The following is a 17,179-nucleotide window of genomic DNA, read 5'->3' as shown; positions in this document are numbered from 1 at the left end:
CTGATTTTACCCAATTGCTTCTAATGGATCGATTTTAACGACAGTTCTTACTGAGAACAAACCACCTAAAACAGCAACAATGACTAATAAAGCAGTAATCCCGATTAAAAACAGGCCGTTATTTTGATAAGGAACAGTTGCGGGCAATACTAAAGAAGTAGCTAACGTTAATAACAGACCCGTTCCCACTCCAACAGCAGATAGAATAAATGTCTGCGCAATAACCGATTTAGCAATATACCCCGACGAAATTCCTTGAGCTTTCATAACTCCAAATAAACTAGATTTTTGCAGTGTTAAAACATAGATAAAAATTCCGATAACTACTGCAGCAATGACGATCAGGAATCCAATCATCAGACCAAACGTCAATACTTGCGCGCTGTATCCTGGAATTTTATAAATATAATCGCCGATTTCATAAGGGATTAAATCGTCATTATCAATTTCTACACCTGATAAATCTTCTTCACTATCACGCACGATTACTGCACTGATTCGTCCTTCTTCAGACTCATCTATTCTTTCAAATCTAATTTCTTGAAAAGAGCCAATCGTCGTATATAAAACTGGTGCTACGTTAAATTTAGCATTTTCTGTAAAACCTGTTACGGTCAGTTCCTTATCGCTCCCGGCCAACTGAACGACATCTCCGATTTCAATACCCTCTTCTTCATTTAAACTAATATCAGCTATTGCTTCATCTTTATTAGTAAAAGCCTCTCCTTCTATAAGTTCAGGCATAATAAACTCATCTGGGTCGATTCCAAAAAAAGTGACATTGATTTTCGAAGATTCTCCTGATGTTCCTTCTTTTCGAATTACTCCAGCTGTTTGTCCTAACAAAGCTGTTTCGTCTCCTGAAACGTCTTCTGCCTGACCTAAAGTAATCATTGACATGTTAATATTGGAATTGGATTCATCGGTCAAAACGATTCCATCCGCATCCCATTTGTCTACACTCGTTCGATTATCTTGAGCCAGTCCATATGCTAATCCCGTCAAAAAGTATACTAAGTATGAGACCAGTACCATTACTCCAATAATTAATGCAAATCTTGTTTTTGAATGTTTAATTTCTTTCCATGCTAGAAACATGTTCCCATCTCCTTTATTTTCAGCTGTTACTCTTACTGATTGAGGATATCATATATTAAATCGTGTACGATGTAAACCAAAGGGGCTTAATGAAAGGTATAATAAAATGTTAAGGATTCATAAGTAAACGTGATAACCGTGAAGTGATATAGTAGGAACAATGCAGACAGTATAAAACAACCAGATTTTTAAAAAAAACGCTAACAACATGAGAATAGATGAGGATTTTGTGGTATACTCAAATTGTGAATTTTTTATTATAGGCATGAATCTACGGAAATTCCAAGTCCTAATTTATTGGGGGTTTATGATATGTTGTCTATCCAAGATAAAAATACTGAAAACCATCTATTAAGGCAAAAAGAAGTTTTCCAATCCTTTACAGACGAAGAATTCAATCGCATTTCTCACAGTATGTATTTTCGAAAATATAAAAAAGGCCAAGTACTATTTGATGAAGGTGATCAAAGAAACAAGGTGTTTTACCTTTCAAAAGGTTTAGTGAAATTGGAACGATATGATGTCAGTGCTTTATATATGTATACAGACTATATCAAAGAAGATAAACTGTTTCCCTATGGAGAACTCTTTTCAAAGTCTTCCTATCGTTACACAGCTTATTGTCTGACTGATGTGGAGTTGTATTATATGCCTACGGAACTTTTTGAGTCTGTAGTTTCCGCTAATCCGCATCAAATGCTTTACTTTTATAAGAATTTGTCCTCTATATTAAAAGAACATGAAGAACGCATTCAATTTCTGGTAGGTTCTAACGCCAGCAGCCGTATTATTAAGGCTTTATCTTTTCTGATGGATGAATTAGGCGTAAACGTAGGAGAAAATCGAATTAAAGTCCCTTATCCAATCACAATTTGCGAGATTGCAACAATAAGCGGCTGCTCCAGAGAAACTGTAGGAATCAAATTAAAACAATTAAAAAAGAGCGGCAAGCTCGAACATACCCGCAAATTATTGACATTTAATGATGTCCTTTATTTCAAAAATTATTTAGAAGAATAACTATAAAAAAGAAGCCTTTAAGAAAATTGATTTCTTAGAGGCTTCTTTTTTTATAGTTAGTATCAACCTAATACTGCAGCAATTCCTAAAATAATACAGCTGACGATAAATATTATACCAATTAATTTAGCTGTAAACTTCCACCAAGTAGTCAAATTTATTCCTGCAATCGCCAGAGCTCCCATAACTACTCCTGAAGTCGGCGTTATCAAATTAACGATTCCGCTTGCTGCCTGATAGGCAGTTATGACAACATGTTCAGGTACATCAGCAAAACTACCTAATGGTCCCATAATTCCCATAGTTGCAGCAGCTAAACCTGAAGTTGATGGAATAAGGAAAGACATTGGAATATAGAATATATAGGTTAATATAGAAAACAAAACTGGAGAAAGATCAGATAAATTTTGTTCCCCAATATGCAAGATAGTAGCTGTAATCATTCCCTCGTTCATCACTACTTGAATGCCTCGAGCTAAAGCAACTACAAGAGCTACTCCTAATAGATCTTTAGCTCCATCAATAAAAGTAGATACAATTTCTCCTTCAGGGATACGGTAATAAAGTCCAATAATAATTGCCATTAAAAGGAATAACATAGTAATTTCCATAAAATACCAATTACCAAGCGGAACTAATTGTTGTCCTAATACAGTCCCTAAAATAGGCAGATTCATTAACCATTGATTCAAGGTTTCAAAGAATGTCCAGTTTGGATTCAATGTAGACCAAGGAATCAATCCAAGAACCATAACAACAAAAGTCAGTGCAAAAAGAACCATGACAACTTTCTGTTTCTTTGTCATTTCTTCTTTAATATCTGCTACAGCGAATTTTTTTTGGTTTTCTTTGTAGTCTTTATAAACCAGTGAACGAGAAGGTTCTTTTTGAACTTTAACCGCATAACGATAAACAAATAACGTAGCAATTGTATACATGGCTACAAAGAATAGCAAACGCCAAATAATGCCTTCACCTGGACTTAGACCTAAAGCTTGTGAAGCTACTCCTGTGGCAAATGGATTAACTGTAGAAGCCAATACTCCTACGCCAGATCCCAGTAATACAACAGAAACAGCTACTAATGTATCAAATCCTACCGCTACCATAACAGGTATGATAAGAGGATAAAAAGCTAACGTTTCTTCAGCCATCCCAAATGTTGTACCACCTAAAGCAAAAATAAACATCAAGATAGGAATCAACATTTTTTCTTTTCCTTTATAATTCTTGACGACTTGAGCTATCCCAGTATCTAAAGCCTTAGTTCGATTAATAACTCCTAAGAATCCTCCAACTACTAGAATGAATAAAGAAACCTCGATTGCACCTGGAGTTGTTTCAGTGCCGATCATCCCTTTTACAGGTGCCATAAATACATCCCACAAACCTTGAGGATGCTGTACAGTTACTTGATAACTTCCAGACAAAATATTCCCCGCTTCATCAACTTGGTATTCTCCTGCTGGAATGAACCAAGTGAGTACAGCAATGATTAAAATAATGAGAAACAGTACTGTGTAAGATGAGGGCATATTAAATTTTTTTTTCTTTTGACTTGCTTCCATAAATCATACCTCCTATTAAAATAATTAAATTATCTTAATTACTATAACATCCTTAATGAAATGAACATAATAAGAGTATCTATAGCATCACTATTTTTTAGTTCTATTAATCAAAAAAACAGTTTCCTCTCTAACAGGGATCTCCAGTAATCGAGTATTTCTGGAGATCCGAAAGACACATCCTGTCTTTATTTTAGTTTTTTGTAACATGGCTTACTCGGTTGCTGTAATAATGGTCCCTCCTTCTTCTGTCAGTACTCCTTGGATATTTTCTAGTGAAGTAATAATCGCTTTTCCTTCAGGATAACCTTCAACAAATTGAATAGCTGCTTCCACTTTTGGCAGCATACTTCCTGCTGCAAATTGATTTTCTCCAATATACTGTTTCATTTCTTTTACAGAAACACGTTCTAATTTCTTTTGTTCAGGAGTATTGTAGTTTACAAATACATTGTCTACTCCTGTTAAAATAACCAATAAATCAGCTTTCACTAGTTCCGCAAGTTTTTGAGAAGCAAAGTCTTTATCAATAACTGCTTCAATACCTTGTATTTTGTTTTCTTTTTGGATGACAGGTATTCCTCCGCCTCCAACAGTAATTGTAACTACACCGGAATTTACTAATTGATTGATGATTTTGTGTTCTTTGATACTAATAGGTTTGGGTGAAGGGACAACCTTTCGCCATCCACGTCCTGCATCTTCTTTAAAGATTGCATTTGATTGTTTCATTTCTATTTCAGCATCTTCTTTTGTCAAAAACGGTCCTACTGGTTTAGTCGGTTTTTCAAATGCTGAATCTTTCTCATCTACCACTACTTGAGTGACTAAAGAAACGACTTCCTTTTCTAAATGACGTTCAGTCAATACATTATTCATAGCATTTTGCAGCCAATAACCAATACTTCCTTGAGTCATGGCTACACACGTATCCAGAGGCATAGCAGGATTTTTTTCAGTATTAGCTGCTTCTTGCTGAAGTAATAAATTCCCTACTTGAGGTCCATTTCCATGAGAGATGATAATATCATCTCCATTTTCAATAAACTTTACCAAAAATTCTGCAGTATGCTTTAAAGCTTGCTGCTGAGCTTCAGCACTAGCATCTTCAGACAAAATAGCATTCCCGCCAAGAGCTACGACAATCTTTCTTTTTCCCATTTTACATTTCTCCTCTATCAAAAAAATTTAAAATGATCGAGTAAAAGAGGCTATGAAACTATCACAGCCTCTTTTACTCCGCAAACTAAACTTTTGGAATAAATAAGTTTCCTAATGTAGCAGCCATGATCGCTTTGATTGAGTGCATCCGGTTTTCTGCTTGATCGAATTGTCGCGCATATTTGCTGCGAAAAGCTTCATCTGTTACTTCCATTTCACCAATACCAAATTTTTCTTTTACCATTTCACCATAGTCAGTTTCTGTATCATGGAATGCTGGTAAACAGTGGAGTAGTATCACATCGTCTTTTCCAGTAGCTTTAATCATTTCCATATTGATTTGATAAGGTTTCAACAAATTCACTCGTTCTTCAAATTTGTCTTCTTCTCCCATAGACACCCAAACATCTGTATATAATACATCTGCATCTTTTACACCTTTTTGGACGTCATCAGTGATCATTAACTGACTGCCTGATTTGTCTGCAAAATCTTGGGCCATATCAACGATGTTTTTTTCTGGGAACAAATCTTTTGGCGACACTATACGGACATCTACACCTAGAATAGCACCAGTGACCAATAGACTGTTCGCTACGTTATTGCGCCCGTCTCCCACATATACTAAAGTGATTCCTTCTAAATGCCCGAAGTTTTCCTTGATTGTCAAAAAGTCTGCGATCATTTGGGTAGGATGCCATTCATCTGTTAATCCATTCCAAACAGGTACACCGGAATATTTGGCTAATTTTTCTACGTTTGATTGTTTAAAACCGCGAAACTCAATTCCATCGAACATACTGCCTAGTACTCGTGCAGTATCTTCTACAGATTCTTTTTTACCTAATTGAATGTCATCTTTCCCTAGGTATTCAGGCTTAGCACCTAAATCAACGGATGCTACTGTGAATGATGCTCGTGTACGAGTAGAAGATTTTTCAAATAACAACGCAATGTTTTTACCTTCTAAATAACGATGAGGAATGCCTTTTTTCTTCATTTCTTTTAAATGTTGTGAAAAATCAATTAGATACATTAGCTCTTCTTTTGTAAAGTCTTTCTCTGCTAATAAACTACGTCCTTGAAATACATTTTTCATCATTTATTTCCTCCAATAAATTAGATTTTCATCAGTTTAAGTCTTCTCTTACCAGCGGCATACTCATACAACGTGGGCCCCCACGTCCTCGAGATAATTCACTTGAAGAAATTTCAATAACTTTGATTCCATGTTCTCGCAACAGTTCATTTGAGGTATAGTTACGGTCGTAAGTCACAACGACTCCTGGCGCTATAGCTAAAGTATTTGATCCATCATTCCATTGTTCACGAGGAGCCGCAATAGCATCTCCGCCCCCACATGGAATTAACGTCATTTTATCAACCCCAAGAGCATCTTTCAGCGATTTTTCTAAATCAGTTTCGTGAGTGATTTTAACCTTTCCTGGTTCATCTCCTTCTTCAATAATGTAGACGTCAATCGATCCTCCGATACGTAAAATTCCTGGGTGAATAGTAAACTTATCATAATCCACCATTGTAAACACTGTATCTAAGTGCATCATTGCTCGGACATTTGGAATTTTAATAGCTAATATCTTTTCAAAGGTTGATCCTTTACTGAATAGCTCTAAGGCTAGTTCTTCAATAGCTTGAGCAGAAGTTCTTTGAGAAATCCCGATTGCTAGAGTCTTCTCGTTTAAAACCAGCTCATCCCCGCCTTCCATAAAAGACGTATGGTTTCGGTCACGCCAAATTTGAACGTCATTACCTGCAAATCGAGGGTGATTCTCCATGATTACTTCCATAAATAATGATTCTCGTTGACGAGCTTCAAACATCATACGGTTAATGGTTAGCCCATTTCCCATAGAAGCAGCTGGGTCTCTAGTAAAATAAAGGTTTGGCATAGGGTCCATGTAAAATGGGTAATCATCATCATTAGAAACATCACTTAAGTGATCAGATTCATCTTCTGTAAAATAAGAACTTCCTGAACCTTTTTTCTCGACAGGTTCCCCACCATCTTCAGCCACATCACTTAAATGTTCTTTTTTCGTATGAACATCTTTTTTCCGGATACCTTCCATGATGGCAATGACCATTTCTTCTGTTTCCATATCTAATAAATATTCTTTCAAACCCTCATACACACTTGGGGATTCAATATTTGATTCATTCAACATTTTTTCCACAAAAGCTTCCTTCACATTTCCAGCATCAATAGCCTCCGCTGCCAACTTTTCCAAGTAAAGAACTTCTACACCGTTGTCTTCTAGGGCTTTTGCAAATTCATCATGCTCTTTTTGAATCACTTTTAAATAGGGAATATCATCGAATAACAAGCGCTCCATAATTTCAGGAGTTAAGTTTTCTACTTCTCTTCCTGGTCTTTTCAATAAGACGGTTTTCAATTTTCCTATCTCTGAATTCACATGAATAGGTGCTATTTGTTTTGTCATATCATATCCTCCTTATTTATCTTTCCACACCCTTATAATAACGGTTCCAGCTACCATAAAGGAAATAAAACGTACAAATAAAATGTCGATTTCTTCACATTATGAAAACCATTTTTTATAAATATACTTTCCAAGCATAAAAATTCATTTTTTGTTCACATTTTTTGCATAAAAAATGTATTTATACAATTATTATGAACTATAAGAAATGGATAATTTTTTAATGAGAGTTTTTACATATTTAAAAAATTGCTGTTTTATTTTGTTCAAAAGTTTGATTTCAGCTATTCTGCTTTTTTATTTCTATTTTTGCTGTATAAAGTGGTCTACTCAACTTTTTATAAAACGTATTTTATTGTCAGGGTCGTTGTGCTGTATTTTTATTAGTTGATAAATAAAAAAGCCTTTGTAAGATTAGACTTTACTCTATCTTACAGAGACTTCTGTGATGGTTTATTTAGTTAATTTGCTCATTTCATCTGCAACGAATTGAACTTCTGTGCCCACGATGACTTGAATGTTTCGATCACTGACTTTGTTGATACCTGCGATTCCTGCTGATTTGATTTTAGCATCATCGACAATAGACATCTCTTTGATTTCCAATCGTAAACGAGTTGCACAGTTATCGATTGAAGAAACATTTTCTTTACCGCCTAATCCCGTTAGAATTGTCTCTGCTTGTTTTTTAAAACGTTCATCTCTTGAACTTGATTTAGAAGAAAGGGTAGCTGGTTCGCTATCTTGCGTTTCTTCTACTAATTCATCTCCTCGTCCTGGAGTAGCTAAATCAAACTTAAGAATAATAAAACGGAACAAGAAATAATAAACAGCAGCAAAAACTAGTCCTTGAATCAGCAGCATATACGGCTGATTAGCCAACGGCAGATTGAATGACAATATATAATCCACTAAACCAGCTGAAAAACCGAACCCTGCTGTCCATTGGAAAGCAGCAGCCACAAATAATGAAAGTCCTGTCAAAACTGCATGTGTTACATATAATGCTGGAGCAGCAAACATGAATGCAAACTCTAACGGCTCAGTTACACCGGTGAAGAAAGAAGCAAAACCTGCTGCCATCATCAATGAAGCTGTTGTTTTCTTTTTAGCTGTTTTAGCAGTATGATACATAGCTAAAGCTCCAGCTGGAAGACCGAACATCATAACCGGGAAAAACCCAGCTTGGTACATGCCGGTAACTCCTTTTACGCCACTACCTGCCCAAAAATTATTGATATCTGCAATACCAGCTACATCAAACCAGAATACAGAATTTAGTGCGTGATGCAATCCTGTAGGAATCAGCAGACGATTGAACAAACCATACAGTCCCGCTCCTGCTGCTCCTAGACCACTGATTGTCGTACCAAAAGTAACTAATGAATTATAAACTGGCGGCCATACAAATAACAGCGCCATAGATACCAGCATCATAACAAATGAGGTTACGATCGGCACTAACCGCTTCCCGCTGAAGAAAGCTAATGCTTGAGGTAATTTAACATTATAGAAGCGATTATACAATGCTCCTGCTATCAGTCCAGATAGTATTCCTATAAATTGTGTATCGATTCTTTCAAATGCCACATTCACCTCTTCAATAGGGATGCTTTGCAGCATAGCAACTGAATCAGGTGCCAGCAATACCGTAACTACTTGCCAAGCAACTAAACCACTTAAAGCTGCTGCTCCATCTTTATCTTTAGACATTCCTAATGCTACACCGACTGCAAATAAAACTCCCATATGATCAATAAGTGCACTACCCGATTTGATTAAAAAAGCAGCTATAACGCTGTCTCCACCCCAACCAGATGGGTCTATGTAATATCCAATCCCCATCAATATTGCCGCCGCAGGCAAAACAGCAACTGGCAGCATCAACGATCTGCCTAATCTTTGTAAGTAAGCTTTCATTTTTTTCCTCCAATATGTTCTGTACTAAGTGACAAGTGACTATTTCTTCTTCGCGTCTTTCATTTAGTAAAGTAAATCACTTTTAACAAAATAATAATTGATTAAATAAGTTCTTTTTTACGAGAATTAAGTTTTGTTATAAACACAATAATAGCTTTTGAATCATGCGATCACTTTCTAAATGAAATCATACCAATCAAGCAGATTAATGTCAATTCAATATTCTATCACCATAGATCAAATTAATTAAAGTTGACATAAAGGTTTTTATGAACAAAATCATTGGCCAACTCCATTTAGTAAGCGTTTCATTTCAACGTATACCAATTAAAAAAACAACAGGTTCATATCACTTAGACATGAACCTGCTGCTTTATATTTGCTAACTAATATTTTTTATTACCATCGTTTACTTAACGACTAATTGTTGCCCTACAAATATCAAATCTGTGCTTAAGTTGTTCCATTGTTTTAACTGATCTATAGAAACTTTATTTGCTAAAGCGATACCTGATAACGTATCTCCACTTGTTACTGTATATTTACTGTTTGAAACAACAGGTTTAACAGTTGTAGACGTTCCTACTTTAACAGCTAATTTTTGACCTACATAAATCGTATCGGAACTTAATTTATTCCATGATTTTATATCTGAAACCGAAACACTGTATTTATTAGCAATAGCTGTTAATGTATCACCGCTTTTGACTGTGTAATTTACATCCAGATTGCTGACTACAGTTTCTTGTTTTGGAGCTGGAGTAGTTGAACTAGAAGTTGCTGCCCCTTGAACCGTTAACTTTTGTCCCACATAAATCGCATCAGATGACAACTTATTCAACGATTTCAAGTTCGCTACTGTAGTGTTGTATTTTCTTGCAATAGCTGACAACGTATCTCCTGATTGAATCGTATAGCTGCTTGTTCCAGTATTAGATCCAGTGCCCGTAGATGGTGCTGGTTTAGTTTCTGGATTAGCAATACCTTTTATTACTAATTTTTGTCCTACATAAATCGTATCAGATTTTAAGTTATTGATCGATTTTAAACTAGCTACTGTTGTTCCGTATTGTTTAGCCAATCCAGACAATGTATTCCCAGCTTTAACTGTGTGTTGAGTTGTGCTTGATCCAGTATTGTTTGAAGGAGTTCCTGTAGAAGGTTTTGCCTCTTCTTTAACAGTTCCGCTAACCACTAATTTCTGTCCTACATAAATCGTATCAGATGACAACTTATTCAATGATTTCAAGTTCGCTACTGTAGTGTTGTATGTTCTTGCAATACCTGACAACGTGTCTCCAGATTTAACTGCATAGCTGCTTGTTCCAGTATTAGACCCAGTACCCGTAGATGGTGCTGGTTTAGTTTCTGGATTAGCTGTACCTTTGATCACTAATTTTTGTCCCACATAAATCGTATCAGATGACAACTTGTTCAATGATTTCAAGTTCGCTACTGTAGTGTTGTATGTTCTTGCAATACCTGACAACGTGTCTCCAGATTTAACTGCATAGCTGCTTGTTCCAGTATTAGATCCAGTACCCGTAGATGGTGCTGGTTTAGTTTCTGTATTAGCTGTACCTTTGATCACTAATTTTTGTCCCACATAAATCGTATCAGATGACAACTTGTTCAATGATTTCAAGTTCGCTACTGTAGTGTTGTATTTTCTTGCAATACCTGACAACGTGTCACCAGATTTAACTGCATAGCTGCTTGTTCCAGTATTAGACCCAGTACCCGTAGATGGTGCTGGTTTAGTTTCTGTATTAGCTGTACCTTTGATCACTAATTTTTGTCCCACATAAATCGTATCAGATGACAGTTTATTCAACGATTTTAAACTAGCTACTGTAGTGTTGTATGTTCTTGCAATGCCTGACAACGTGTCACCAGATTTAACAGTATAGCTGCTTGAAGTATTTGAGCCTGTATTAGAGCCATTTCCAGTTGAAGGCTTAGGCTCTTCTTCAACAGCTCCATTTACAGCAAGTTTTTGACCTACATAAATGGTGTCGGATTTTAAATTATTCAAGGATTTTAATTTTGCTACAGTTGTGTTGTATCTTCTTGCAATCGCTGATAATGTATCTCCAGATTTAACAGTATACTGATTTGTATTCTCTGAATTATTATTGCCGTTGTCTACAGGATTTTGTGTTTCTGGAATTGAAGGAGCAGGAGTGTTTCCGTTAGATCCTCCGGATTGTTTAACATCAAAACGAGTTAAATTATACGTATTGATCAAGTTGTTTAATTTTGCTGCGTAAGTTGGATCTGTTGCGTAACGTCCTTCTAACCAAGCTGTAGCTTCGTATACGTTAGATGTGTTGCTGACCCAAGCTCCGGCATAAAATTCTGGATTCCATGAAGTCCCTCTTTTTAATAAGTTTGCATTATCTTGGAAAGATTCAGCATAAGAAGGGTACTTTTTAAAGTTTTGTGGAATATTGATCCAGCCTGTGCTGGTTGAGTATTCTTTCGTGTACATCGTAACGGACTGACCATTATATGATCCTTTGATCCCAAACAAGTTGTGATTTGGAGCTTTGGCAAGGGCACTTCCTCCCCAACCACTTTCCAATCCTGATTGTGCGATCATCACAGATGCATACAAATTGTTTTTCGCAGCTATTTCAGTAGCAAAAGAAGCTACCGTCTCAATAAATTGTGCTGGTGTCTGAGCTTTATTGATATCTTTTAATTCTTCTTTAGGAGCAGATGAAGCTTGCTGGTTAACTGTCAATTTTTGTCCAACACGAATAACGTTCTTGTTAGAGATATTGTTCCAAGTCATCAAGTTATTTACAGACACACCATACTGTTTAGAAATCTTGTTTAACGTGTCTCCGCTCTTAACGACGTGAATAACTGGGGAAGATTTTTTAGCAGCAGTCGTTGTTACAGCTTTTTCTTCTTTCACAACTGCTGACGTAGTTGCCATCATAGTTCTAGCTTTAGAAGGTGCCGGTGTCTCTTCTTTAACTTTTGCAACTTCTGGTTTTACAGTTTCTGTTACAGGAGCTGGCTTAACTTCTTTAGCAGTCTCTTCTTCAGCAACTGTTGGTGTTTCTTCAATGTTTTCTGTTTCATCAAGATCTGTTGTTTCTTCTACAGGTGCTTTAGAAACGACTTCAGCGTCGTTTTGTTCTGTGGTATCCGTATTTAGATTTTGAGAAGGTTCTTGCTCTTCCAACTCGATTGCTGGTTCAGTCTCTGTTTCTTCTACTGGATTGGTTTCGGTTGCAGTATTGAAAGCTTCATCTACTAATTGGTCTACTTCTTCAATTGATAATTCTTCAAAATCAATCGAGTCGAAAATTTCTGGAGTCACTAACTGTTTGAATTCTTCTATTAACTGCCCTTTTGCAGTTTCTTGATCTTCTAACGGGCTTTCGTCAGCTACCATTGCAGTTTCGTCAGCTTCTGTTTCAACAGCTACTTCATTGCCTTCAGCAACTTTTGTATTTTTTTCTAGTTCAATAGTGTCTGTTTTACTGTTCTCAGCTTCGTTTCCATCAGCTTCAACGGCTTCAGTATATGTAGGAAAAGCTAGTAAGCCTACTAATAAAGACGTACTAAACAGTGCAGTGCCTTTTTTTAATCGAGCGTTAGAACACACATTTTTTTGCATTGTTCTCTCTTTTTCTGCTAAAGAGATTCTTTCTTTTCTATTTATTACCAAAGTAAGTCCCTCCTATGAATAAATCCTTAAACGTTTTAACGATAGATACTCTAATTATAACGGTAATCTTTTATAAATGAACCATAAACAAGTAGAATTGCTAAATTTAACATTTGTCACATGAATGTAATTTTATAAATATACATCTGCATCCATTATAACTGATTCTTCCCCTATATTTTGTATATAAAATACGAACTTTTATTGAATTGTTTGTTTTAATCTGTGATAAACTATATACAGTATATTTAGAAAGCAGGAAAATTATGACATCTACTAAATTAACTTCATTCATTAAACGGTATCCTTGGTATGTGTGGAGTTTCATCCTAGTGCTTCCATTTGTTTTTATTGTTTTAAGTGGTTCAGTGAGCGAAGATATTATTCACTTTATTGACTTAAGTATTAGTCAGCCTATCGTATCTTTAAGAAGCTCGTCCTTAACGTCTTTTTTTATTTTTTTAACCGACTTAGGAGGCACCATTTTTTTAGGTATCCTTGTTCTTTTAACAGCTGTTTTATATGCTTGGAAATATAAAGATCGTAAGGCAGCTTTATGGTTGATAATTCAATCTATACTGGGAGCAGGCCTATTAAATCAATTGCTGAAAGTGGTTTTCCAACGCGCACGACCTGTGTTGGAGCATTTGGTTGAACAAGGAGGTTATTCCTTCCCTAGTGGTCATTCGATGGGTTCTATGATTTGTTATGGAGGGATATTATTCTTACTCTCTAAAGTTATTCACGAAAAAACTTTGCGTTTAGGGTTGATGTTCCTAGGAGCAGTGTTAATCTTGCTTATTGGAATAAGTCGAATCTATCTGGGAGTACACTTTGCGACAGATGTTATAGGCGGTTTCTCTGCCGGAGCTGCTTGGTTATGCTTTGCGATTGGAATTTACCCTAAGTGGAAAACACTTATCGATCGAAGACATTAAGAAGGAGTGTTCTACGTGCTCGAAAATGCTTTACGTTTTAGTCATACATTATTAAAAAACACTGTCAGTCAAGGAGATATCGTAGTAGACGCCACTGTAGGCAACGGTTCTGATACCGTCCTATTAGCCAAACTAGTTGGCTCTAATGGCAAGGTTTACGGATTTGATCTTCAACAACAAGCAATAGAAACAACCACAAAAAAATTAATTTATACTAATTTGCATCCGCAAGTAGAGCTGTATCAGCAGGGTCACGAAACAGTGGGCGATATCATCAGCCCTGATACCCCAATTTCAGGAGCTGTTTTTAATCTAGGTTACCTTCCTAAAAGCGACAAATCGATTATTACTAAAAGCAAAACGACCCTAAAAGCTATCTCTACACTTCTTCCCTTATTGAGAAAAGGTGCATTACTACTCATCGTAGTTTATTACGGTCACGAAGGTGGAGAAGAAGAAAAAGATGCTGTGCTTGAATATGTAGCACAATTGCCTCAAAAAGAGTATAGTACTTTAAAGTATGAATTTGTAAATCAACAAAATCATCCACCTTTTTTATTAGCTATTGAGAAACTTCAGTAAGACACAAAAAAGAGATGGAATTTTCCATCTCTTTTTTGTTAACTCAATAATTCTTTTAGTACTTCTACTTTATCTGTTTTTTCCCAAGGTAAATCAATATCTGTTCTGCCAAAGTGTCCATAAGCTGCAGTTTGCTTATAAATAGGTCTTTGCAAATCAAGCATTTGAATAATACCAGCAGGTCTTAAGTCAAAGTTAGCACGAACCGCTTCAATCAATTTAGCTTCTGAAACTTTTCCAGTTTCAAATGTATCAATTGAAATAGATACCGGCTGAGCTACACCAATGGCATAAGCTAATTGCACTTCACATTTATCTGCTAAACCAGCAGCAACAATGTTTTTCGCAATGTATCGTGCAGCATAACTTGCTGAACGGTCAACTTTTGTAGGATCTTTTCCAGAGAAAGCTCCTCCACCATGACGAGCGTATCCTCCATAAGTATCAACGATAATTTTACGTCCTGTCAGTCCGGCATCTCCTTGCGGTCCTCCGATAACAAAACGACCCGTTGGATTAATAAAGTATTTTGTTTCTGCATCTAATAATTCGGCAGGTATTTCTTGTTTGATCACTTTTTCAATCATGTCTTCCTTTAACACTTCGTAAGCTATTTCTGGAGCATGTTGAGTACTGATGACTACAGTATCTACTCGAACAGGCTTACTTGTCTCATCATATTCTACTGTAACTTGTGCTTTAGCATCAGGTCTTAAATAAGATACTTCACTATTTTTACGCAACGAAGCAATTTTTCTAGTCAAACGATGACTTAATGAAATAGGCAACGGCATCAATTCAGGTGTTTCGTTGATAGCAAAACCGAACATCAATCCTTGATCTCCTGCTCCTATTTGATTTAAATCGTCGTCATTCAACTCTCTAGACTCAACTGAATCATTGACTCCTTGAGCAATATCTCCCGATTGTTCATCTATTGCAACAAGTACACCACATGTTTCTGCATCAAATCCATATTTTGCTCTTGTATATCCTATATCTCGAACTGTATCACGAACGATTTTTTGAATATCTACATAAGCAGTAGTAGAAATTTCTCCTGCTACCAAAACTAAACCAGTTGTAACGATTGTCTCACAAGCTACACGAGCTGTTGAATCTTTTTCTAAAATGGCATCAAGAATTGCGTCACTTATTTGATCGGCAATTTTATCCGGATGTCCTTCTGATACGGACTCGGATGTGAATAATTTTCTTTCTGACATTAGATATCCCCCTTTGTTTTTTCGGTTACAAGGCTTCTCCACTATTGAAAGTGAATCCTATCGGGAATCCTTTTGCAAACCTTATACAGTTTATCACAATTTGATGTAAAATGATACGTCAATAATTTCATGTAAAAATTTTTCTTTATCCCATGTACTTTTTTGGTATGATAGAAAAGAAAATAGTCTACTATACTACATATCATTGCCAAGGTAGCATTATTTTACGAAAGGAGCTTCATATTGACACAATCCCTTAAAAATCTCATAGAGTCATTTTTATATAATCCTATTATTTTGGTTTTCCTTAGACCGCTAAGTTATTTAACAATAGGCACGGTATACGCCTTACAATATAACTATTTTAATACTAAAGTATTTTTCTTATTGTATGTTTTCTTATTTATAAATTATTATATCGAATCCTATTTGTCTAAAAATTGCCTCTTTTCTAATAGTACTTTGAATTCTACATTCATATTGTTAGAGGTCATCAACATTGTTGTGATTAGCATACTTACTTTGTCTTCAAACTATCTAGTAGCATTATTAGTTGTACTTTATAGCCTAATCATCCATTTCCAACATTATCTGAAACATTTAGGGTGGTCTAATCTAGCGATTATAATTGTTAGTTTCTTTAAAGGCGGTATTATTACTTACCTAAGTTTCTTTATCCAAGTTCAATTTTTACCTCTTGAGTTATTTAAATGGAGTGTGCCGTTAGTTTTACTAAGTATTCTAGTAGAAATGCATACTTATTATTTGCAAGCCCCACATCAGTCATCCATTTCAAAAAAAGACGTTTTTATGAAAACACTCTTTTTGGCTGCACTAATTTATCTGACGACTGCCTTGTTGCTTTTCAATACTTTTGGCTATTTATTAAGTCTATTCATTCTAACTGTTCCTATTATTATACGTTTTATGAAAATGCTTCATTTTAAAGAAGGAAAAAATATCTGCCTAAAAACGTTATTTCTTTATCAGATAGCTTATCTATTAACGTTTACTCTTGTTGAAGTTATATCTTTTTATCTATATTAAAATGTATCAAAAAAGCATCCTGAGAAAAGGATGCTTTTTAAATCTCTAACTGCAAATTCATTCAAATAAAAAAGCTGGTTTCGTCGTAAATGACGCAACCAGCTTTTATCGTATGACCCGTACGGGATTCGAACCCGTGTTACCGCCGTGAAAGGGCGGTGTCTTAACCGCTTGACCAACGGGCCTTCATATTATATTTTAACCATAAGGTAATGGGCCTAAATGGACTCGAACCATCGACCTCACGCTTATCAGGCGTGCGCTCTAACCAGCTGAGCTATAGGCCCTAAAGACATAAAAAAAGAGCGGGTGAGGAGAATCGAACTCCCATCATCAGCTTGGAAGGCTGAGGTTTTACCACTAAACTACACCCGCATTTTAGTATGATGGCCCGGGACAGAGTCGAACTGCCGACACCTTGAGCTTCAATCAAGTGCTCTACCAACTGAGCTACCGGGCCTAATATTCAATT

General features: G+C 36.0%; 10 protein-coding genes, 4 tRNA genes, 1 pseudogene and 1 riboswitch. Of the genes and pseudogenes, 3 read left to right on the top strand and 12 right to left on the bottom strand.

The genetic code is table 11. The features are described 5' to 3' along the window. Positions 1-6: 6 nt before the first annotated feature. Complete coding sequence (locus tag ACE025_RS01595) at positions 7-1,098, bottom strand: ABC transporter permease (protein ID WP_485936797.1); 1,092 nt, start codon at positions 1,096-1,098, stop codon at positions 7-9. Between the two features lie 312 nt (positions 1,099-1,410). Here ACE025_RS01595 and ACE025_RS01590 point away from each other — a divergent pair, with 312 nt between their 5' ends. Further along, positions 1,411-2,118 carry a Crp/Fnr family transcriptional regulator gene (locus ACE025_RS01590; RefSeq protein ID WP_485936795.1) on the top strand — a complete coding sequence of 236 codons (708 nt, stop codon included), beginning with the start codon at positions 1,411-1,413 and terminating at the stop codon, positions 2,116-2,118. Positions 2,119-2,180: 62 nt separating this feature from the next. On the opposite strand, the gene ACE025_RS01585 is transcribed toward ACE025_RS01590, so the two are convergent. From ACE025_RS01585 to ACE025_RS01560, 6 genes and pseudogenes are all read right to left on the bottom strand, one after another. Continuing rightward, positions 2,181-3,686, bottom strand: a complete 1,506-nt coding sequence (locus ACE025_RS01585; RefSeq protein WP_485936793.1) for a YfcC family protein — start codon at positions 3,684-3,686, stop codon at positions 2,181-2,183. A 213-nt stretch (positions 3,687-3,899) separates the two neighbouring features. Then, positions 3,900-4,847: a carbamate kinase gene (gene arcC / locus ACE025_RS01580; RefSeq protein WP_485936791.1), complete on the bottom strand. Its 948-nt coding sequence runs from the start codon at positions 4,845-4,847 to the stop codon at positions 3,900-3,902. An 85-nt stretch (positions 4,848-4,932) separates the two neighbouring features. Continuing rightward, positions 4,933-5,949, bottom strand: coding sequence for an ornithine carbamoyltransferase (gene argF / locus ACE025_RS01575; protein ID WP_485936789.1), 1,017 nt, complete (start codon positions 5,947-5,949; stop codon positions 4,933-4,935). Between the two features lie 28 nt (positions 5,950-5,977). Continuing rightward, positions 5,978-7,309, bottom strand: a complete 1,332-nt coding sequence (locus ACE025_RS01570) for an arginine deiminase (RefSeq protein WP_485936787.1) — start codon at positions 7,307-7,309, stop codon at positions 5,978-5,980. A 462-nt stretch (positions 7,310-7,771) separates the two neighbouring features. Next, positions 7,772-9,229, bottom strand: a pseudogene (nagE, locus tag ACE025_RS01565) (N-acetylglucosamine-specific PTS transporter subunit IIBC); the annotation flags it as partial. A 409-nt stretch (positions 9,230-9,638) separates the two neighbouring features. Continuing rightward, on the bottom strand, positions 9,639-12,914 hold the full coding sequence (locus ACE025_RS01560) for a LysM peptidoglycan-binding domain-containing protein (RefSeq protein WP_485936785.1): 3,276 nt from the start codon (positions 12,912-12,914) through the stop codon (positions 9,639-9,641). Positions 12,915-13,180: 266 nt separating this feature from the next. On the opposite strand from ACE025_RS01560, the gene ACE025_RS01555 reads away from it, so the two are divergent. Further along, on the top strand, positions 13,181-13,852 hold the full coding sequence (locus ACE025_RS01555; RefSeq protein ID WP_485936783.1) for a phosphatase PAP2 family protein: 672 nt from the start codon (positions 13,181-13,183) through the stop codon (positions 13,850-13,852). 15 nt (positions 13,853-13,867) lie between these two features. Then, a complete protein-coding gene (gene mnmM, locus ACE025_RS01550; RefSeq protein ID WP_485936781.1) occupies positions 13,868-14,434 on the top strand; it encodes a tRNA 5-(aminomethyl)-2-thiouridylate-methyltransferase MnmM in 567 nt (188 codons plus the stop codon). A gap of 38 nt (positions 14,435-14,472) precedes the next feature. Here mnmM and metK read toward each other — a convergent pair whose 3' ends face one another. The 5 genes from metK to ACE025_RS01525 all read right to left on the bottom strand — a co-directional run bounded on the left by metK (position 14,473) and on the right by ACE025_RS01525 (position 17,167). Then, a complete protein-coding gene (metK, locus tag ACE025_RS01545; protein ID WP_485936779.1) occupies positions 14,473-15,660 on the bottom strand; it encodes a methionine adenosyltransferase in 1,188 nt (395 codons plus the stop codon). Then, positions 15,658-15,743, bottom strand: a riboswitch (SMK box riboswitch). Its footprint overlaps the gene before it by 3 nt. A gap of 1,077 nt (positions 15,744-16,820) precedes the next feature. After that, positions 16,821-16,892, bottom strand: a tRNA-Glu gene (locus ACE025_RS01540). Between the two features lie 28 nt (positions 16,893-16,920). Then, a tRNA-Ile gene (locus ACE025_RS01535) sits at positions 16,921-16,994 on the bottom strand. 17 nt (positions 16,995-17,011) lie between these two features. Continuing rightward, a tRNA-Gly gene (locus tag ACE025_RS01530) sits at positions 17,012-17,082 on the bottom strand. Between the two features lie 12 nt (positions 17,083-17,094). Then, positions 17,095-17,167 (bottom strand) — tRNA-Phe (locus ACE025_RS01525). Positions 17,168-17,179: the final 12 nt, after the last annotated feature.

The organism is Desemzia sp. AGC72 (assembly GCF_057334175.1).
This window is presented reverse-complemented; position numbering and strand designations above follow the sequence as displayed.